General features: G+C 60.3%; 4 protein-coding genes. 1 reads left to right on the top strand and 3 read right to left on the bottom strand.

Annotation, left to right across the window (positions count from 1 at the left end; translation table 11 throughout):
* Window positions 1–179: 179 nt before the first annotated feature.
* A complete protein-coding gene (locus ACQG19_RS12160; RefSeq protein WP_038980595.1) occupies window positions 180–1,064 on the top strand; it encodes a hypothetical protein in 885 nt (294 codons plus the stop codon).
* A gap of 40 nt (window positions 1,065–1,104) precedes the next feature.
* Here ACQG19_RS12160 and ACQG19_RS12155 read toward each other — a convergent pair whose 3' ends face one another.
* The 3 genes from ACQG19_RS12155 to ACQG19_RS12145 form a co-directional block, all read right to left on the bottom strand.
* On the bottom strand, window positions 1,105–2,280 hold the full coding sequence (locus ACQG19_RS12155; protein ID WP_028027873.1) for an HlyD family type I secretion periplasmic adaptor subunit: 1,176 nt from the start codon (window positions 2,278–2,280) through the stop codon (window positions 1,105–1,107).
* Window positions 2,277–4,457: a type I secretion system permease/ATPase gene (locus tag ACQG19_RS12150; RefSeq protein WP_246931822.1), complete on the bottom strand. Its 2,181-nt coding sequence runs from the start codon at window positions 4,455–4,457 to the stop codon at window positions 2,277–2,279. Before ACQG19_RS12150 ends, ACQG19_RS12155 begins: the two co-directional genes overlap by 4 nt.
* A gap of 71 nt (window positions 4,458–4,528) precedes the next feature.
* Window positions 4,529–22,534, bottom strand: coding sequence for an Ig-like domain-containing protein (locus ACQG19_RS12145; protein ID WP_246931824.1), 18,006 nt, complete (start codon window positions 22,532–22,534; stop codon window positions 4,529–4,531).
* Between the last annotated feature and the right edge of the window lie 15 nt (window positions 22,535–22,549).

Here is a 22,549-nt window from a genome sequence, read left to right as displayed (position 1 = left end):
TCAACGTCTCGCCCTGCAACATCTTTGCGTTAATCACCGCCTGGATCCATATGCTGTGCAAATATAACAATCTTTGCAAATAACGACGGAAAATGTTTTCCCTGCAAGGTATAATGAAAATTCCGAAAAAGAAGTCTGGACACTTCATTACGTCGGCTTGCTCAAAAAGAGAAAATGCTATGGATAATCATATCTCATCCAGGGCCTTGCTACATCGAAGGGATGTTATTAAGAACAACCCGCGGTTTAGCGAGGCAATAATAGAACACTACAAAATCAATGACAGCATCTATAAAAAACAACCCTTGTTCTACAAAACAATGCTCCAGGAATCACGGTTCAATATTATTCTTGCCATGTGTTGTTTTATATTCGGCAATCAGGCCGAATCTGTTTCAGAGATAAAAGCATTATGTTCGCGATACAAAATCGCCAGTCCCAACAGCGTTATTGCTATCATCACCTTACTGAGAACTACCGGGCGGATTAAGACCTGGCGCTGTATGGAGGATCGCCGAAAGACGCGCATCGCCCCCACGCAAAAAGGACTGGATGAACTAAAACGTTACATGAGCGGCGCATTTATACCCGTCAGTATTCTTTACCCGACATTTAACATCGACCTTAACCTGTTAGATAACGATATTCTGAGAAATAACTTTTTCCGCCGGGCGGCTGAGTATCTGTTTCGCGGATTAACCTTCAAAGCCGTGTTACCGGAAGTGGGGTTATTTATTGATAAAGATGGAGGGCGAATGATTATGCTGTATTTATATTTGCAGGCTATTAAAAACAAAACTGCACATGGCGCGATAATTGATTATTCGCCCGGCACGCTGGCGAAAGCGTTTTTTGTCTCACGTATCCACGTGGCGCGCATAATTAAATCCGCGCAAGAGGCAGGTTATCTTAAAGACAGAGGGGATGGCCGAATGACCATTTATCCTGCATTTATGCAGCTCGTCGAAAATTATGCCGGGTTATATTTTGCCTATGTCACGCATTACATCAACGTGGTTCCGAAGGAGCGACGCCAGGGTGGGGATGTAATCTCCCCGGTATAATCCTGGGGCGTTCGGTTTCCCGAGCGCCCTTTTCTGTTCGTCAGCGTTCCCGCAACGCCTCTTTCGCCTTATTCAGCGGTTTCAGCAGATAATCCAGAATGGATTTACTGCCCGTTTTAATATCCACCGTCGCAATCATCCCCGGAAACACCGGAAATTCCTTGCCCTGTTTATTGGTCAGGTGGTTACTGTCAGTACGGATATAGACGCGGTAGTAGTACACGTCTCTTTTGACCTCATCCTGAAGGGTATCGGGTGAAATCATGGTCACCTCACCCGTCAGTCCACCATAAATCGAGTAGTCATAGGCGGTGATTTTCACCAGCGCTTTTTGTCCGGGGTGGATAAACGCCACATCACGCGGTGAAATTTTCGCTTCAACCACCATCTGATCGTCAAGAGGCACCAGGCTCATCAGTTTCCCATTGGGGGGGATAACGCCGCCGACGGTGGTGACGTCGATGTCCTTCACAATCCCGCGCACCGGCGCGTTGAAGGTCAAACGGGTCAGGGAATCCTCGCGCCCTTTCATGACCGAGCGCTGGGCTTCGATCTCCGCATTCGCTTTCGCCAGCTCTTCACGGGCGCGCACGTAATACTGGTTTTTCATTTCGGTGATTTTGTTCTCAAGCTCGTTTTTTTGCCGCTCCAGACGTAACACCTCCACCTTGCTCGCCGCCCCCTGAGTGACCAGCGGACGGGTTAACGACAGCTCGCGCTGGACCAGTTCAGCCCCCTGACGCAAACCGGCCAGCCCTTTTTCCAGGCTTTCGCGACGGGACTGGAAGAGCGCCGTTTCCTGTTTGACCAGTTCAACGTCGTCATCCAGCTCTTCCGGAAACGTCAGTTCCGTGTCGTTGACTTCCGCTTTCAGGCGTGCAGCCGTGGCCAACGCGGCATTCAGACGAGACTCACTTTCCAGCACGCTGGATTCTGTTTTGGTGCGGTCAAGCTGAGCCAGCCGCTGCCCACGTTCAACGATGTCACCTTCGCGCACCAGCAGGCTATGGATAATGCCCCCCTCAAGCGACTGAATGACCTGCTCGTGAGAAGACGGGATCACTTTGCCGTTGCCGGTGGTGACTTCATCAAGCTGGAACAGACTCGCCCAGGCGATAAACGCCGCAAGCAGCGCGAACAGCGACCAGGCCACCCACGTTGAGCGCGGCAGGCGCGGCTCTTTCAGGCGGCTGTTATAGCGGGATAGATCATTCATGCCATTCCCTCCTCGGCCACGGCCGCCGGTTTCATGGTCACGGTACGCTGCGCTCCCTTTTGCGGCGCCATACCGTGCTGACGCAGGATCGCGTCGCGCGGGCCATCCATCACCACCTTGCCGTTTTCCAGCACGATGATGCGGTCAACCAGATCCAGAATCGGCAGCCGGTGTGTTGCCACCACCAGCGTCCGGCGCTTGCCCAGCCATTGCTGTAAGTGCTGAATGAACTGCTTTTCGCTCATCTCATCCAGCCAGGCGGTAGGCTCGTCCAGCAGAAGAATATTGGGCGACGTGATCAGGGCGCGCGCCAGCAACAGCGCCTGTCGCTGGCCGCCGGATAACCCGGCCCCCCCTTCATTGATGAGGTAGTTCAGCCCCATTTTCTGCTTACGCACGAACTCCAGCGCACCGCTGTTAACCAGCGCCTGATGGATCTCCTCGTCGGTGGCAAGCGGGTTACCCATCAGGATATTGTCGCGCACAGAGCCAAAGAACAGCCGCGCCTGCTGGCTGAGCAGCTGCATATCCCGGCGCACATCGGCGGTGTCGAGATGATTTAAGGCAATGTCATCCAGCAGAATGCTTCCCTGCTGCGGTTCCTGCATCCCGGCCAGAAGCTGCAGCAAGGTACTTTTGCCGGAGCCGTTGCGCCCCAGCACCGCCACCCTTTCGCCGGCGCGGATCTGCAATTTGCTGATGTGCAGCACGGTCAGTTTTTCCTCGTCGTCGTACCAGAATCCCACGTCGTCGAGGGTATAGTTCCCGCGCAGATGGGCTTTATGCACCTTTTTACCCTGCTGAGGATCGTCAATCGGGCGCTGCATCAGGTCGTCCAGACCCTTTCTCGCCACCTTCGCCGACTGCCAGCGGGACAGCACGCCCGAAATCTGTGAGAGCGGCGCGATGGTGCGCGAGGCCAGAATCGAGGTCCCCACCAGCGCACCGGTCGTCATGTCGCCGCTGATGACCAGATAGCACCCCACCAGCAACACTACCGCGTAAACAATCGACTGTACCTCCTGGGTCCAGGTCAGGAGCAATCCGGTCAGCCAGCGCTGTTTCATTCCGACGGTGGCCGCCACATCGTTGGTGTTGTTCCACTGATTCTGAAAACGCTGTTCGGCGCGCATCAGCTTGATGTCCTCAATGCCCTGTACCGCCTCCACCAGGGTGGCGTTACGAATGGCGGATTCGCGCATCCCTTCGCTGGAGAGTTTTCCCAGCGGGCGCTGTACCAGCAGGCCCGGGATCAGCAGCAGCGGCACGGCAAGCAGAACCACCAGCACCAGCGGACCGCCAATCATCCACAGAATGAACACAAACAGCAGGAAGAACGGCAGATCGGAAATCGCCGCAATGGTGGTGGAGGTAATCAGCTCGCGCACCGACTCCAGCTCGCGGATCTGGGCGATAAACGACCCGGTCGATTTAGAGCGGGCGCCGTTTTTGATCCGCAGCGCGTGAGCAAACACCCGCTCGGAGATCCGCAGATCCGCCCGCTTACCCACCACATCCGAAATATGCACGCGCAGCATACGCATAATGAATTCGAACACGATGGCGAGCATGACGCCGCCAAACAGCACCCACAGCGTGGCTTCAGACTGCGAGGGCACCACCCTGTCGTACACCTGCATGGAGAAGACCATGCCGGAGAGCGCCAGCACGTTCGCGACCAGCGCCACCAGCATGATGTCGCTGTAGCGTCGCCAGTCTTTCAGCGCCAGCTGCCAGAACCAGTTTTTCTCATAGGGTTTGATGTAATCATCCACGCGGGCATCCGGCGTGGATTCGAGCGGGCGCAACACCAGCAGTGTTTTCAGCCGTGCGCCGAGCGCTTCCCGCGTTAATGTTGTCTCCAGCCCGCCATCGCCGCTGAACTGCAGGCTGACGTTGCCGTCGTTGTCCATGCGGTTAATAACCGCGATCTGTCCGCCAGTGAACTCCGCCAGCAGCGGTAAACGCCACGGGTCGAGGGAGACGGCGTCTGCTTCCACCTTACGCATCCCAAGCCCAAGCTGGCGCGCCATCTCCTCCAGCACCAGCTGGCGCGGGGACTGGCTTTCATGGTTAATCGTGACCCGAACATGCTCCGCCGAAAAATCCAGCCGATAGTGCTTCGCGATGGTGAGCATGCCCTGCAACCAGGGTTCGTACTGTGGATGTGTCTTCATAATCTCCGGGTTAACGCAAGTCGTCTAAATAAACGCAAAAGGCCGCGGGGATCGCTCCCCGCGGCAGGGTTTTACGCAATTAACAGTTGATGATTGGCCAGCAGCGTCGCCAGATCCGTCTGGACGCCGTTCAGGGTCACCAGCGTGGTAGGCGAGAACTGACCGCCCGTACCGTCGAGGTCAACCTGGATTTCGGTATTGCTGCCGTTTTGCACCACGCGGATGTAATCGGTGATGTTCCCCGCGCTGCTGTCCAGCGTTGCCACCCCGTTCACATAGCTCGCCGAACCCGTGCCGGTATAACCGCTGTCGGAGAGCAGATCGCGCAGGTCGATACGGTCCGTATCCGCCGTGCCTTCCCAGGTGCCGACGGTAAAGCCGTTCACCACATCGTGACCGTTACCACCCGTGGCATCCGACGCGTTGATGAGCTTATAGAGCAACGTGTCGTGGCCGCCGCTGCCGATATTGAAGGTGTCGTTTCCGCCCCGGCCCTCGAACTGGTTATCACCGCTGTTGCCGGTAATGACATCGTCGAAGTCCGAGCCGTTGATCCCTTCAATGTTCAACAACCGCGTGGTGCCAAACCCGGTGTCCTGCGCCGTGGAGAGACGTAAATCAACGGTAATGCCGGACGTCGCGTTACGGTAATCCACCACGTCCATCCCACCGGTGTTGCTCCAGGTGTCATAGTCGGAATGGGTATTCCAGCCGCCGGAACCGTTATAGGTATAGGTGCCGTCCTCTGCGATAAAGGTGTCGTTATACCCGGTGCCGGTAATCGTTCCGCTGTGGCCGCCGGTGGCCGCTTCGGCAGTGAGCACGTAGCCCTCCTTACCGTTGCCCGCCTCCAGGCCGCTCCAGGTGACATTATCCGACACGCCGTTAGTGATCTTGACGATCTCGGCCGAGTAGGTCTCATTCGGATCCAGCCCGTAGAAACTCACCAGCGCAGAGGTATCGTTCGAGCCGATACCGGACTGGGCGTTGATGATCTGCGAGGCCACCAGCACACCCGCGGCGTTATACAGATTGACCGTGTTGCCGTAGTAAGCGTTGATACCCTCACTGTCGACAATGTGCAGGTGCATCGCGGTGCCGTCGGCAATGGTTTTGCTGTTTTGCACCAGCACCACCTTGCCGTTTTGCTGCGACACCAGCAGATCCTGTGCGCCGTCCCAGTTGTAATCCACCGCAGCCACGCCGGTGACGTTGGCAAGCCCAGACGCCAGCTGGCTCGAGGTCCAGGTGGAACCGTAACCGTTGTTGGTGAACAGGGTTGCGGTTTGTGACGCGCCGTAGGTGCTGAGCTTGATGATGTCCATCTGCCCGTCACCGTTCCAGTCCACCGCCACCGACAGATACCCCGCCGTGGCGTTAGAAGCTTCTACCGCGCTCTTGGTCGTGGACAGCTGTCCTGCACCGTTGTTGTAGTAGATCACCCCGCCGGTGTTGTTGTAGCTGCTGCCCAGGTACAGATCCATGTAGCCATCGCCGTTGAAGTCCGCCCACGTCATGGAGGCTGCCGTGGTGGTATTCGAGGCGTTCGCGACAAACACGTTGGTCAGGTTCTGGCCGATGGAGAGCGTGCCGTTGCCGTTGTTGTTCATCACGGTTAACGAGTACGCGCCGCTGCGGTTGGTGTGCTGCACAATGTCTACGGTGCCGTCGTTGTTCAGGTCGACGCCGGAGATTTCACGCATGGTGGTGAATTGTCCCCAGAAGCCTGCCCCGCCGTTGGTACCGTCTGGTGTCAGCACGCCATTGTTATTAATCAGATAGGTTATGGAGTCCGCACCCGCATCGCCGTATGCCAGATCCAGATAACCATCCCCGTTTTTGTCGTACGCCACCACGCCGCCGTACCAGATGGTGGTTCCCATCGCCAGCTGGCTGGCGTTATAGGTACTGCCATCGTAGGTCCACATCACCTGCGTAGAGCCCGCGTAGGTGTTCTCCGTCGCAAAGATATCCTGTGTGCCGTTACGGTCAAAGTCGGCGGCGGTCTGGCTGACCACGTAGTAGGAACGCGTGTTGGTCAGCGCATTACCCGCATAAGTGGAGCTATCGCTGCTGGAGTAAGACTGGCCGTTAGCAATGATATTCCACAGGCCGCTGCTGTTCGTGCCGACGGTCATGGTCGAGTTATTCAGGTTACCCGCCGTGGTCGCCCAGTCGGTATTCACGGTGGTGGTATCAATCACCAGGCTGCCGTTGGCAATACCGGTGGTATTACCGTTGCCCGCACTGCTCTTCACCTGAGCGGTGACGTTATAGCTCGCCACGCCCAGCGCATCGCTGTCCGGGATCTGCAGATACCAGGTGTTGTGATCCGGGTCGACCACGACCGCACCGCCGGTCTGGGAGGTGTAGGTTTTCCCGTTCACCGTCACCACCAGATATTCACCGTTCACCAGGTCTGCGGATACCGTACCGCTGACAATCGGCGTGGTATCGGAGGTGGTCTGGGCGGTAATTGCCGCCGTGGTGGTCGGCACGCTGGTATCGACATTCAGCACAAACCCGTCCGATTCCGTGTAGTTACCGGCTTTATCGGTGACGCGCACAATGTAGGTGTGGTTGCCATCGCTCAGGCCGTTGTCCTGGAAGGACCAGCTGGCGCTGCCGTTCATGGTTACCTGACCAAGCAGAATGCCGTCGCGATAGAGCTGCACAATTTCGCCGTCGTCCGGGGCGCGGTTCAGCGTGCCGTTGATCAGCGGTGAGGTATCATCCGTCGCCACCGACGTACCGTAAGTGCCCTGACGCTCGCCTTCACCGTCGGTGTAGCTCACCACGGTACCGATGGTGGTTGGCGGCGTAGTATCGACCGTCACCACCTGCGACGCGGTGGAGCCAACGTTACCCGCCTGGTCGATAATCCGCACCTGGTAGGTGTAGTTCCCGTCATCCAGATCGCGGGTATCGGTGTAGCTCCAGCGCTGGTTGGTGACCGTGGTGTCAACCCACGTATTTCCGCCGTCGAGGCTGATCTGCACACGCTCGTCGTCTGCCAGCGCGCTACCGAGCGAACCGTTAATGGTCAGCGTGGTGTCCATGGTGATGAAATCACTGCCGGACTGTCCGGTATCGTCGCTGATGCTGTCGATAGTGACGCCGTACTGCGGCGCCTGCGTATCCACCGTTACCACCTGCGACGTGGTAGCCCCGACGTTCCCCGCCTGGTCGACAACACGTACCTGGTAACTGTAGCTATCGTCGGTCAGCGTGCGCGTGTCGTTATAGCTCCACTGCGTGCCGCTCACGGTGGCGTAGACCCAGGTGGTGCCGCCATCCATGCTCACCTGAACGTACTCACCCGCTCCCAGTTCAGCACCGAGCGTGCCGTGCAGGGTGTAGGATGTCGAGCTGGTCAGGAAGTCGTTATTGTCGAAGCCGGTATCCACGGTGATGTTATCCACGCTCACCGTAATCGCCGCATCCGGGGCCACCGTGTCAACGGTGACCTGCTGATGGGCGCTGGCACCCACGTTACCTGCGGCATCCACCACGCGAACGTAGTAGTCGTAGGTCTGGTTAGCCAGCGTGCGGCCATCCACGTAGTACCAGTTGTTGCCAGTGACAATCACGTTCTGCCAGGTCACGCCGCCGTCAATACTGATCTGGGCATATTCCCCGTCGGCCAGCGTCGCGCCGAGCGAGCCGTGCAGCGTCAGCGAGGTATCGCTGGTGATAAAGTCGCTGTTGCTCAGGCCAGTGTCATCGCTGATGCTGTCGATGGCGATCGTTTTGCTGGCGTCCGGCACAACGGTATCGATGGTCACTACCTGGCTTACGGTAGCGCTGATATTCCCCGCATCATCAATGACGCGCAGCTGGTAGTTGTAATCCCCGTCGGCCAGCGTACGGCCATCCACATAGGTCCAGCTCAAACCGCTGACGCTAACATCGGTCCAGTTCTGGCCGCCGTCGAGGCTGATCTGGACGTGGTCACCGCTGCCCAGCGCCGCGCCCAGCGTCCCTTTCAGGCTGATCTGCGTATCGCTGGTAATAAAGTCGCTGTCGGACAGACCGGTATCCTGGGAGATGGAGTCAACCGTAATGCTCGTTGCCACAGGCGCGGTCAGATCAATCACTACGTCCTGGCTGTCCGTTGCCCCCACGTTGCCCGCGTTATCGATCACCCGCACCTGGTACTGGTACGTATCGTCCGTCAGAGTGCGGCTATCGGTGTAGCGCCAGGTCGTGCCGGTGACGCTCAGATCACTCCACGTGGCCCCGCCGTCCAGGCTGATCTGCGCCTTCTCGTTGTTGCCGAGCTGCGCGGTCAGGGAACCGTTGAGGATAATCTGGCTGTCGTTGGTGATGAAATCACTCGCGCTCAGACCGGTGTCGTTTTGCAGGGAATCAATGCTGATCCCCATCGACGGCGCAGTCAGATCCACGGTAACGGTGTGGTTGTCGCTGGCGCTGTTACCGATGGTGTTGCTCACCTGCGCGTTAATGACATACGCGCCGCCGTCTGCCAGCGCGGAAACATCTGCGCTGCCGAGCGTATAGCTCCAGCTGCCGTCATTCTGCACGGTCGTCGTATAGGACTTGCCGTTCAGGGTCACCGTCACCGTCTGGCCCGCTGGCGCGTCGGTAGTACCGCTGATCACCAGCGGCGTACCGTGTTCGGCGGCGCTGACGATGTCGTCCTGGGCAAAGGTGTTAATAACGATCGTCGGTACATCGCCGTTCAGCGTCACGTCGTGCGTGGCGCTGCCCGGGTTGCCCGCCTTATCGCTCACCGAGGCGGTAATGGTGTAATCCCCGTCGCTCAGGCCAAGGAAATCTCGGCCCGGTACGAAGACCGACCACGTACCGTCTGCCGCGACGGTTGCCTGATAGCTGTGGCCGTTAAAGGAGACGGTCACTGTCTGGCCCTGTTCCGCCGTGGTGGTGCCGCGGATGGTCTGGCCGGCCAGCTGCTCGGCGTTGTTGACAATATCGTCATCGGCCACGGTGCTGATGGTGACGGTCGGCGCAACGGTGTCCACCGTTAAGGTGTGCGTGGTCTGGCCGTTATTACCGGCGTTGTCATTGACCGACGCGGTCACCGTCAGCGAGCCCTGGCCGAGTGCAGCCAGGTCAGTAGCCGGAACATCCAGCGTCCAGGTGCCGTCATTCGCCACGGTGGCAGTGTAGGTTTTGCCGCCCAGGGTCACGGTGACGGTCTGGCCCGCCTCTGCACTGGAGGAGCCGTGCACGGTCAGCGGCTGCTGCGCTTCCGCTGCGTTCAGCACGTCATCGCCCGACAGCGTTGCAATGCTCACCACTGGCGCAGTGGTGTCCACGCTGATGCTGTGCGTTGCCGAAGCGCTGTTGCCCGCGCTGTCCTGCGCCGAAACCGCTACCTGATAGTTCGCGCCATCGGCCAGCGCACCCACATCGGCTGCCGGTACGGTGGTGCTCCAGCTGCCGTCGCTCTGAATGGTGGCCGTATAGCTCTTGCCGTTCAGGGTCACGGTCACCACCGTGCCGCTGGCAAACTGGGCACTGGAGCCGTTAATCACCAGAGACGTAGCGGCTTCTGCTGCGTTGATTACGTCATCGCCGCTGAGGGTATTAACCGTCAGCGCCACGGAGGCAGTATTGACCACCACGTCGTGGGTCTGGGTGCTGCTGTTGCCCGCGCTGTCGGTGATGGTTGCGCTGAGGGTCACGGTGCCGTCATTGAGCGCAGAAATCACGCTCGCCGGTACGCCCACGCTCCAGTTACCGCTGGCATCAACGGTGGTGGTGTACTGGTTTGAACCCAAGGTGATGACGACCTTATCGCCTACGTTCGCGCCGGTGGACGTGCCGCTGACGATCTGCGCCTGCGCATGTTCCACGCTGTTGATGACATCATCGCCCGCCACCACGTTAAAGCTGACGGTCGGCGGTGTGGTATCCAGCGTAATCGCTTTGTTCGCGCTGCCCGGGTTACCCGCCGTATCGCTGACGCTCACCTGCACCGTATAGCCATTATCAGCCAGTGCGGACAGATCGGCGGAAGGTACGCTGACGCTCCAGGTGCCGCCCGGTTGTACCTGGGCGGTATAGCTGTTGCCGCCCAGCGTCACGGTAACCGTCTGCCCGGCTTCTGCCGTGGTCGTGCCGGAGACAGTCACACCAGCGGATGCTTCGCTGCCGTTAATAACGTTATCGCCAGCAACCGTATCAATGGTGACGCCTGGCGCGGTGGCATCTACGCTGTACTCACGCCCTGCGGACGCGCTGTTGCCGTGCGCGTTGGTGACGCTCACCTGCACGCTGGCATCGCCGTCTTTCAGGCCCGCGAGATCCGCGGACGGTACGGTGGCGGTCCAGTTGCCGTCTGCATCGACGGTGGCGGTATAAGACTTGCCGCCAAAGGTGACGGTAACGGTCTGGTTTTCTTCCACGTTGCTGGTGCTACCGGAGAGCACCAGATCCGCACCTTTCTCCGCCGCGTTAATCACGTCGTCGGTGGCGATGGTGTCAATGCTGATGGCGACCGCGGTCAGATCGACCGTGACGTCATGGCTGATGGTCACCGGGTTGCCTGCTGCGCTCTGGCCTGCAACGGTGACGGTGACCGTACCAGCAGCCAGCGCCCCGACGTCTGCAGCCGGGATCGCCGCGCTCCAGGTACCATCTGCCAGCACGGAAGCCGCATAAGTTTTGCCATTCAGGGTCACGGTGAGCGTTGTGCCCGCCGCCAGCCCGTCGCTGGAGCCGGTGACGATCAGGTTCTGACCATGCTCGATGCTATTGATCACATCGTCGCCCGCCACGGTGTCCACACGCAGACCCGGCAGGTTGGCGTCGATGGTGATATCGCGTTCGCCCGTACCGGTGTTGCCATGGCCGTTAGTGACGGTCGCTGATACCGTTAAATCGCCGTTGCCCAGCGCGGTCAGGACCGACTCCGGCACGCTCACGGACCAGCTCAGATCGCTCTGCACCGTCGCGGTGTAGCTGTTGCCGCCAATCGTCACGGTTACGGTGTTGCCCGCTTCGGCATTCGCCACGCTGCCGCTGATGGTCTGGCCTGCCGCCACTTCCGCCGCGTTAATCACGTTGTCGCCCGCCACGGTATTAATGGTGACGGTCGGCAGTGCGGTGTCGACCAGCAGGTTCGCACTGTTGCTCACGCTGTTGCCCACGCCGTTGGTGGCGGTCGCGTTCAGGGTGTAGTTCGCCTGACCCAGACCCGCCAGATCGGCAGCCGGAACCGTCAGGCTCCAGGTACCGTCTGCCGCCGTGGTGGCCGTGTAGTTTTTACCGTTCAGGGTCACGGTCACCACGGTGCCTTCTGCCAGGTTGGCGCTGGTGCCGCTGACGTTCAGATCCTGGCCTTTCTCCACCGCGTTCAGGACGTTGTCATCGCTGATAGTGTTGAAATTAACCGAAGGCAGACCGGTATCCACGGTCACACTATGGGTGCCGGTGCCGGTATTGCCCGCCGCGTCAGTGACTGACGCAGTCACGGTCACGCTGCCGTCGCTGAGGCCGGAAATGACGCTTGCCGGGACCCCCACGCTCCAGTTACCCGCCGCGTCCAGCACGGTGGTGTAGCTCTGGCCGCCAATCGTCACGGTGACCTTATCGCCCGCCGCCGCGCCGGTGGCTATGCCGCTGATGATTTGCGCCTGAGCGTGTTCTGCGATGTTAATGACGTCATCGCCCGCGATGGTGCTGATGGTCACCTGAGGCACGGTCATGTCCACCGTCAGATTATGATCAACCGACGCCGGGTTACCCGCCTTGTCGCTGACCGATGCGGTAACGGTCACGCTGCCGTCGCTGAGCGCCGCCAGATCCGCTGCCGGGACGTTCAGCGTCCAGTGACCGTCTGAACCGACCGTTGCGGTGTAGTCCTTGCCGTTCAGGCTCACGGTCACCGTCTGGCCCGCTTCCGCGGTACTGGTGCCGGAGACGGTCAGGTCGGCCTGTGCTTCTGCCGCATTAAGAATGTCGTCCGTCGCCAGGGTGTTGATGGTCACGGATGGCGCGGTGGCATCCACGCTGTACTCGCGGCCCGCCGACGCGCTGTTGCCGTTGACGTTGGTGACGCTCACCTGCACGCTGGCGTCGCCGTCTTTCAGGCCCGCGAGATCCGCGGACGGCACGGTGGCGGTCCAGTTGCCATCGGCATCGACCTGCGCAGTATAGATTTTACCGCCCATGCTCAGGGTGACGGTCTGCCCGGCTTCCACGTTGGTGGTGGCGCCAGAGAGCACCAGATCCAGGCCCTTCTCCGCCGCGTTAATCACGTCGTCGGAGGCAATGGCATTGATGCTGATGGCCACCGTTGCCAGATCCACGGTGACATCATGGCTGATGGTAATTGGGTTACCCGCCGTGCTGTCGCCGGTGACGCTGATCTTCACGGTGCCTTCCGGCCAGGTGCTCACGTCCGCCGCCGGGACCGCCGCGCTCCAGGTGCCGTCCGCCAGCACCGTTGCGGAATAGTCTTTCCCGTTGATGGTCACGGTCAGTGCGGTGCCTGGGGTCAGCCCGTCGCTGGAGCCGGTGATAATCAGATTCTGGTTGTGCTCAATGGTGTTGATCACATCATCGCCCGCCACGGTGTCCACACGCAGGCCCGGCAGGTTGGCGTCGATGGTGATGTCACGTTCGCCCGTACCGGTGTTGCCGTGGCCGTTGGTGACGGTCGCGCTCACGCTCAGACTGCCGTTGCCGAGCGCGGTCAGAACGTCGGACGGCACGCTTACGGACCAGCTCAGATCGCTCTGCACCGTCGCGGTGTAGCTGTTGCCGCCAATCGTCACGGTTACGGTGTTGCCCGCTTCGGCATTCGCCACGCTGCCGCTGATGGTCTGGCCTGCCGCCACTTCCGCCGCGTTAATCACGTTGTCGCCCGCCACGGTGTTGATGGTGACGGTTGGCAGCGCAGTGTCGACCAGCAGGTTCGCCGTATTGCTTACGCTGTTGCCCACGCCGTTGGTGGCGGTCGCATTCAGGGTGTAATTCGCCTGACCCAGACCGGCCAGATCGGCGGCCGGAACCGTCAGGCTCCAGGTACCGTCTGCCGCCGTGGTGGCCGTGTAGTTTTTACCGTTCAGGGTCACGGTCACCACGGTGCCTTCTGCCAGGTTGGCGCTGGTGCCGCTGACGTTCAGATCCTGGCCTTTCTCCACCGCGTTCAGGATGTTGTCATCGCTGATAGTGTTGAAATTAACCGAAGGCAGACCGGTATCGACGGTCACACTATGGGTGCCGGTGCCGGTATTGCCCGCCGCGTCAGTGACTGACGCAGTCACGGTCACGCTGCCGTCGCTGAGGCCGGAAATGACGCTGGCCGGTACCCCCACGCTCCAGTTGCCCGCCGCGTCCAGCACGGTGGTGTAGCTCTGGCCGCCAATCGTCACGGTGACCTTATCGCCCGCCGCCGCGCCGGTGGCTATGCCGCTGATGATTTGCGCCTGAGCGTGTTCTGCGATGTTAATGACGTCATCGCCCGCGATGGTGCTGATGGTCACCTGAGGCACGGTCATGTCCACCGTCAGATTGTGATCAACCGACGCCGGGTTACCCGCCTTGTCGCTGACCGATGCGGTGACGGTCACGCTGCCGTCGCTGAGCGTCGCCAGATCCGCTGCCGGGACGTTCAGCGTCCAGTTACCGTCTGAACCGACCGTTGCGGTGTAGTCCTTGCCGTTCAGGCTCACGGTCACCGTCTGGCCCGCTTCCGCGGTGCTGGTACCGGAGACGGTCAGGTCGGCCTGTGCTTCTGCCGCATTAAGAATGTCGTCCGTCGCCAGGGTGTTGATGGTCACGGATGGCGCGGTGGCATCCACGCTGTACTCGCGGCCTGCGGACGCGCTGTTGCCATTGACGTTGGTGACGCTCACCTGCACGCTGGCATTGCCGTCTTTCAGACCGGCAAGATCCGCCGCTGGCACGGTGGCGGTCCATTTACCGTCTGTCCCCACGGTGGCAGTGTAGCTCTTGCCGCCGAATGTAATCGTGACGGTCTGGTTCGCTTCCACGTTCGAGGTGTTGCCGGAGAGCACCAGATCCGCGCCCTTCTCGGCCGCATTAATCACGTCGTCGGTGGCAATGGCGTCAATGCTGATGGCGACGCTTGCCAGATCCACCGTGACATCGTGGCTGATGGAGACCGGGTTACCCGCGCTGCTCTGACCTTCAACGGTCACGGTGACCGTGCCTGCAGCCAGTGCCCCGACGTCCGCCGCCGGAACCGCTGCGCTCCAGGAGCCGTCGGCCAGCACCGTCGCCGGGTAGGTTTTGCCGTTCACGGTGACGGTTAATCCCGTACCCGGCGTCAGACCGTCGCTGGAGCCGGTGATAATCAGGTTCTGTCCGTGCTCGATGGTGTTGATCACATCATCGCCCGCCACGGTGTCCACACGCAGGCCCGGCAGATTGGCGTCGATAGCAATATCGCGCTCAGCGGAGCCGCTGTTGCCCACATTGTTGGTCACGCTGGCGCTCACCGTCAGTTCGCCGTTGCCCAGCGCCGTCAGATCGGATTCCGGTACGTTGACAGACCAGGTGAGATCGCTCTGCACCGTGGTCGTGTAAGTGTTGCCGCCCAACGTCACGGTCACGGTATTGCCCGCTTCGGCATTCACCACAGTACCGCTGATGGTCTGCCCGGTTGCCAGCTCCGCCGCGTTAATGACGTCGTCACCCGCGACGGTATTGATGATCACCCCCGGCAGAACGGATTCCACGTTCACAGTGTGCGAGGTACTGGCGCTGTTGCCAACGCTGTCCGTGGCTGACGCGGTGACGCTGTAAAGCGCTTCACCCAGTTGCCCCACCTCGCTCGCCGGAACGGTGGTGCTCCAGAGACCGTTATCATCCACCGTCGCGCTATACGCTTTGCCGTTGAGCATCACGGTAACAACCGCACCTGCCGTCAGGCCGGTGGCCGTACCGGTAATGGTCAGATCCTGCGTTTTCTCGGTGCTGTTGATCACATCATCACCGGACACGGTATCGATGGTCAGCACCGGGGCGGTCAGGTTCACCTCCACGTCATGGGTCGCGCTATTGCTGTTACCGGCTTTATCAGTCAACGCGGCGGTGATGGTGTAATCGCCCGCGGTCAGCGCACTGACGTCCGCCGCAGGTACCCCCACGCTCCAGTTGCCTGAGGCATCCACGGTGGCGGTATACGATTTGTTGTTAATGGTGACGGTAACCACATCGCCCGCTTCGGCGCCGGTCACGGAACCGGTCACCATCAGGGCCTGCGCATGCTCGGCACTGTTGATCACGTCGTCGTCGGACACGGTGTTAATGGTCAACTGCGGAACCGTGATATCCACCAGCACGTCGCGATCCGCAGAGGCCGGGTTGCCCGCTTTATCGGAGACAGCGGCACTGATGGTGTAGTTGCCGTCCACCATGCTGCCCAGGTCCGCAGACGGCACGGTGACGCTCCAGCTGCCGTTGGCCTGTACGGTGGTGGTGTAACCCACGCCGTTCAGGGTCACGGTAACGGTCTGGCCCGCTTCGGCGTTGGTCACGCCGTTGATGTCCAGATCCTGCTGCGCTTCAAGCGCGTTGATGATGTTGTTATCGCTGACAATCTCAATAGAAACCGTCGGCGCGGTAGCATCCACGCTGTATTCGCGGCCTGCCGACGCGCTGTTGCCATTGACGTTGGTGACGCTCACCTGCACGCTGGCGTCGCCATCTTTCAGGCTACCCAAATCAGCCGATGGCACGGTGGCCGTCCAGTTGCCGCTGGCATCTACGGTGGCGGTGTAAGACTTACCGCCGAAGGTGATGTAAACCGTCTGGTTTTCCTCCACGTTAGTGGTGGAGCCGGACAGCACCAGATCCGCCCCTTTTTCTGCCGCATTGATCACGTCATCGGTGGCAATGGCGTCAATGCTGATAGCCACGGTCGCCAGATCCACGGTCACGTCATGGCTGATAGTCACCGGGTTACCGGCGCTGCTCTGGCCGTCAACGGTCACGGTGACCGTGCCCGCATTCAGCGCGCTGACGTCTGCGGCAGGGATCGCTGCCGTCCAGGTGCCGTCTGCCAGCACCGTGGCCGCGTAGGTTTTACCGTTGACGGTGACCGTCAGCGCCGAGCCAGCGCTCAGCCCCTCGCTGGTACCGGTGATAATCAGGTTCTGCCCGTGCTCGATGCTGTTAATCACATCGTCGCCCGCCACGGTGTCCACACGCAGGCCCGGCAGGTTGGCATCAATGGTGATGTCACGCTCGCCATAACCGGTGTTGCCGTGGCCGTTGGTGACGCTGGCCGTCACGGTCAGGTCCCCGTTGCCGATGGCGGTTAACACGTCAGACGGCACATTCACCGACCAGCTTAAATCGTCCTGAACGGTTGTCGTATAGTTGTTGCCGCCAATGGAAAGCGTGACAGTGTCACCGCTCGCGGCACCGCTCACTTTCCCGCTCAGCGTCTGGCCAGACGCCACTTCCGCGGCGTTGATGATGTCGTCGGTGGCAACCGCATTAATGGTGACAACCGGCAGCGCGCTGTCCACCAGCACGTTATGGCTTGCGCTCGCGCTGTTGCCTGCCGTATCGGTCACGCTCGCCGTCACGGTGTAGCTGGCTTCACCCAGCGTCGAGACGTTGGCTGCCGGAACGGTCACGCTCCAGTTGCCGCTGGCGTCGGTGGTGGCGGTATAACTGATACCGTTCAGGGTTACGGTGATGGTGGTGCCGTCCGGCTGATTGCTGGTGCCGGAGAGCAGCAGATCGTCGCCCTTTTCGATCGCGTTAATCACGTCATCGCCCGCAAGGGTGTTGATGGCGATAACCGGTGCGGTCAGGGAGACCGTAACGTCATGCGTGGCGGTGGTGCTGTTGCCCGCTTTATCGGTGAGGGTTGCCGAGAGGGTCTGATCGCCGCTTACCAGCGCGCCGACGTCCGTGGCCGGAATGCCGGTGCTCCAGTTCCCGGAGGCGTCCAGCATGGCGGTGTAGTCTTTGCCGTTGAGGGTGACGGTAATCACGTCTCCCGCCTGGGCACCCGTGACCTTACCGGAGACGATCAGCGCCTGGCCGTGTTCGGCGATATTCAGGATGTCATCACCCGCCACAACGTCAAACACGATCTGCGGCACGGTGGTATCCACCAGCACGGCCGCATCGGTGCTCGCCGGGTTGCCGGCTTTATCAGAAACGGATGCCGTGACCGTGGCATTACCGTCGGCGATGCCCGCCAGATCGGCCGCCGGGACGTCGAGCGTCCAGCTGCCGTCTGCCTGCACCTGCGCGGTATAGGTGTTGCCATTGAAGGCCACGGTCACCGTCTGGCCCGCTTCGGCGGTGGAGGTACCGCTGAGGGTCAGATCTTGCGCCGCCTCTGCCGCATTCAGGATGTTGTCACCGCTGATGGTATTGAGGGTGACCGTCGGCGCGGTGGTATCCACGCTGTACTCGCGCCCCGCCGATGCGCTGTTGCCGTTAACGTTGGTCACGCTCACCTGCACGCTGGCATCGCCGTCCTTCAGGCTGCTCAGATCCGCTGCCGGAACGGTGGTGGTCCAGTCGCCGTTGGCGTCTACCGTCGCCGTATACGTTTTCCCGCCCAGGGTAACGATCACGGTCTGTCCCGCCTCAACGTTGGCCGAGGTGCCGCTGAGCACCAGGTCTTCGCCTTTTTCCGCCGCGTTCAGCACGTTGTCAGCGGTCACGCTGTTAATGCTAATGGCGACCGGGCTGAGATCCACATCAACGACGGTGCCAATCGTGACCGGGTTGCCGGAGGTGTCCTGCGCGCTGGCGCTGATGGTCAGTGAACCGTCAGCCCATTGGGAGACGTCTGCCGCAGGCACGGCCGCCTGCCAGGTGCCGTCCGCCAGTACCGAGGCGGAATAATCCTTGCCGTTAATGGTGACGGTAACGGTGCTGCCTGCCGCCAGATCGGTGCTGGTGCCTGACACAATCAGGTTCTGACCGTGCTCGATGATATTGATGACGTCATCGCCTGCGACCGTATCAATACGCAGGCCCGGCAGCTGGGCGTCGATGGTGAAGTCCAGCGAGGAAGAGCCGGTGTTGCCGTGCACGTTGGTGACGCTGGCTGATACGGTCAGTTCGCCGTTGCCAAGCGCGGTTAACTGGCTCTGGGTTAACGGCAGGCTCCAGGTGAGATCGTCCTGAACTGTTGTGGTGTAGGTCTGGCCGCCGAGCATAATGGTGACAGTGTCACCTGAAGCAGCATTCGTAACCTTACCGGTCAACGTCTGCCCCGTGGCCACTTCCGCCGCGTTAACGATGTTATCGCCCGCCAGCACGTTGATGGTCACAACCGGCAGTGAGCTGTCCACCAGCACATCGTGCGTGGTTGAGGCGCTATTGCCCACGCTGTCGGTGACGCTGGCAGTCACGGTGTAATGTGCCTCGCCCAGCGCGCTGACCGCAGAGGCAGGTACGGTGACGCTCCAGCTGCCACTGGCGTCGGTGGTCGCGGTGTAGGTGATGCCGTTAAGGCTAACGGCAATCGTCGTCCCTTCCGGCTGGTTGCTGGTCCCGGAAAGCAGCAGATCCTCGCCTTTCTCAGCCGCATTGATCACATCATCCGCCGCCAGGGTATTGATAGCGATTTCCGGCGTCACGGTGTTGACCACTACGTCCACTGCGCTACTGCCGGTATTACCGGAGCGATCGGTCACCGAGACGTTAACGGTCCAGGTCCCGTCTGTCAGACCCTGTACAACGGAGGCTGGCAGGCCGAGGCTCCAGTTCCCCGCCGCATCCACCACGGTGGTGTACTCCACGTTATTCAGGGTGATGGTCACCAGGTCACCCGCTGCCGCACCGGTGACCGACCCGCTCAGGATCTGCGCCTGTGAATGCGCGTGCTGGTTAACGGTATTGGTGTCGGTGACAAAATCGTTAATGGTTACCTGCGGGACGGTCGCATCCACCAGCCCAACGCGGTCTGCGCTGCTGCTGTTGCCTGCCACGTCACTCACGGTCGCCATTACCGTGACGGTGCCGTCGGTCAGAGCACCGAGATCCGCAGCCGGTACGTTCACCGTCCAGGTCCCGTCACTCTGGACGGTGGTCTGATAGTGCTTGCCGTTCAGCGTAACGGTAACCGTCTGTCCCGCCTCAGCATTGCTGCTGCCGCTTAAGATCAGATCCTGCTGCGCTTCGGCCGCATTAATGATGTTGTCATCGGTCAGGTTATCGATCGTAATGGACGGCGGTAAGGTATCCACGGTCACCACGCGCGACGCGTCGGCGCTGTTGCCGCTGACGTTCGTCACGCTGACGCTGACCTGCGCGCGTCCGTCAATCAGCGTCTCCATGGCGCTGGCCGGCACGGTCAGGCTCCAGGAGCCATCCTGCTGCACCTGCGCGGTAAAGGTCTGGTCGGCGAATTTCACCACCACGGTCTGCCCGGCCTCTACGCCCTGCGTCTGGCCCGACAGCACAAGATCGGCGCCTTTTTCAGCCGCATTCAGCTTGTCATCGCTGCTGACGGTATCGATGGTCACCGCCACGGCGTTCAGATCCAGCTCGATGGGGTGCTCAGCTGAAACGGTATTTCCCCAGGCATCTGTCGCGCTGACGTGAACGGTGATATCTCCGGCCGTCCAGCCCTGCAGATCGGACGCCGGGACGCCGATTTGCCAGCTGCCGTTGGCGTTGACCACGGCGGCATACTCGACGCCGTTGATGGTGACGGTGACGTGCGTGCCCGCTGCCAGGTGGGTACTGGAGCCGGTCACGGTCAGATCCTGCTGCTGCTCGATGGCGTTGATCACATCATCGCCAGAAATGGTATTCACCCGCAGGCCAGGAAGCTCGGCGTTGATGTTGATATCACGCTCGCCGCTGCCGGTGTTGCCGTGGGCGTTGGTGACAGAAGCGGTAAAGGTTAACGATCCGTCGCCAAAGGCCTTCAGATCGGCTGACGAAATGGTCACGCTCCAGGTCAGATCGCTGCCTACTGTAGCGGTGTAGCTCTTACCGCCCACCGAAACAGAGACCGTGTCGCCCGCCGCCGCGCCGGTGACGCGCCCGCTCAGGGTTTGATCCACCGCCACTTCAGCATTGTTGACCAGGTTGTCACCGGCGAAGGTATTGATAATCACCTGCGGCAGCACGGTATCCACCAGCAGCGTCGCTTCGGCGGAGCCGCTGTTACCGGCGGCATCGGTGCCGCTCACGCTGACGGTGTACAGGGTGTTCGCCAGGTTCAGAACGTCAGACACCGGCACCTGAACTGACCAGATGCCGTTATTAACGGTGGCCTGATAGCTCACGTTATTCAGCGTGACGTTTACCACGCTGCCGTCTGGCAGGTTGCTGGTGCCGCTCAGGCTCAGCGGCTGCATCGCCTCCTGCGCGTTCAGCACGTTATCCTGGCTGATGGCATTCAAGGTGAATTCCGGTGGGTTACCGCTCAGGGTAATGCCGTGGGTGGCGTTACCGGTATTGCCCGCCGCATCGGTCACCGAAACCGCAATGCTGTGGTTACCTTCCCCCAGCGCGCCAATGACTGACGCCGGTACGCCTACGCTCCAGCTGCCGTTCGCCTGCACCACGCCGGTAAAGCTCTGGCCGCCAACGGTCACGGTGACCACATCGCCTGCTGCGGCTCCGGTCGCCTGGCCGGAAATAATCTGCGCCTGGCCCTGCTCTCTGGTGTTGAGAATATCGTCGCCCGCGACGGTATTGATGGTCACGACCGGGGCGACAGTATCCACGGTGAAATGCGCCTGGGTGGATGACCCGTTCCCGGCTTTATCGCTGACGTTCACCGTCAGGGTGTGTTCGCCATTCGCCAGCGACTGCACCTCGCTGGCTGGCAGCGTGACGGACCAGGTACCGTCGCTGCCCACCGTGGCGGTATGGTTTTTACCGTTCACTGTCACCGTGACAATCTGACCGGCTTCCGCCGTGGTTTTCCCACTCAGCGTCAGCGGCTGATGGTGTTCAGCAGCATTGATAATATTGTCCTGCGCGACAGTAGCGACCGCGATGGTCGGTGCCGCAGTATCCACGCCAATCGTCTGACTGCCGTTCACGGTATTGCCCGCCGCGTCCTTGCCGCTGACGTTCACCGTCCAGGTGCCGTCGCCCAGCGCCTGCGCATCCGCCGCGGGCACCTTCACGCTCCATGCGCCGTTTGCACCCACCTCAGCCGTATAGGATTTGCCGTTCAGCGTAACGGTCAGCTCTGTTCCCTGCGCCAGGTTCTTGCTGGCACCAGAAAGCGTAAAGCCTGCGGACTGCTCGCTGGCGTTGATGACGTTATCCCCCGCCGTGGTTGCCAGCGTCACGCTCGCCACGGCAGTATCAACGGTCACGGTGATGCTGCCTGCGGAGGTCGTTTTACTGCCGTCGATCTGCACGACTGACCAGGTATGTTCCCCGTCTGTCTGGGTCGGCAGTTTTACCGTCCAGGTGCCGTCTTTACTGACCATCGCGCTGGCAAGCGTATTGCCGCTGCTGTCTTTGATCTGAATGGTCGCGCCCGGTTGCCCGGTACCGCTAAAGGTTGGCGTGTTATCGTCGGTGATCGCATTTGCACTCAGCACGCCCTGCTTGTCGCCCGCAAGATCGGTGAGCATGAAGGTTGGCGTTGCGCTCTCAACTTCTTTCGTATTATCAATAACTTTTGTTTTTGTTTCGCCGTCACCACCGTGAGCCAGCAGTGCCCCAATAGCACCGCCGCCTAACGCCGCCCCCGCAATCCAGCCCCATGGCGCATCACTCAATATGCTCTCCTGGGTCAGGAAAGGTTCAATGCTGCTAATCGGTGTGGCTTGCGCGGTTAATTCAGTAACGGCTGCGCCTGACGCTTCCCCGGCATCGGCAAAAGAGATATGTGTTAATTCCTGATTATCGTTAAATACCAGTTCAGACTGGTTATGGGTTTCAGGATCTTCAACGAAATAGTTATTGCAGCGAATAACACTGCCATCTTTCATATAAATGAGAAGGTCTTTCCCCTGGCGGACGTAACGCACCACGTCCTGTGCAGAACCCTGGATTTCAATCACGCTCGGAGAGGAAATGGAGACCGACAGATTTCCTTCGCCGGTTAATTTCGTTTTCTCCGCTGTCTTGCGAATGATGACATCTACAACTTTTACGTTACTCATATTTCTCTCCTTGCA

This window comes from Enterobacter cloacae complex sp. 277I4 (assembly GCF_050031465.1).
Taxonomy (GTDB): domain Bacteria; phylum Pseudomonadota; class Gammaproteobacteria; order Enterobacterales; family Enterobacteriaceae; genus Enterobacter; species Enterobacter cloacae.
The sequence above is the reverse complement of the archived record's forward strand: the minus strand, read 5'-3'. Positions and strand labels throughout refer to the sequence as shown.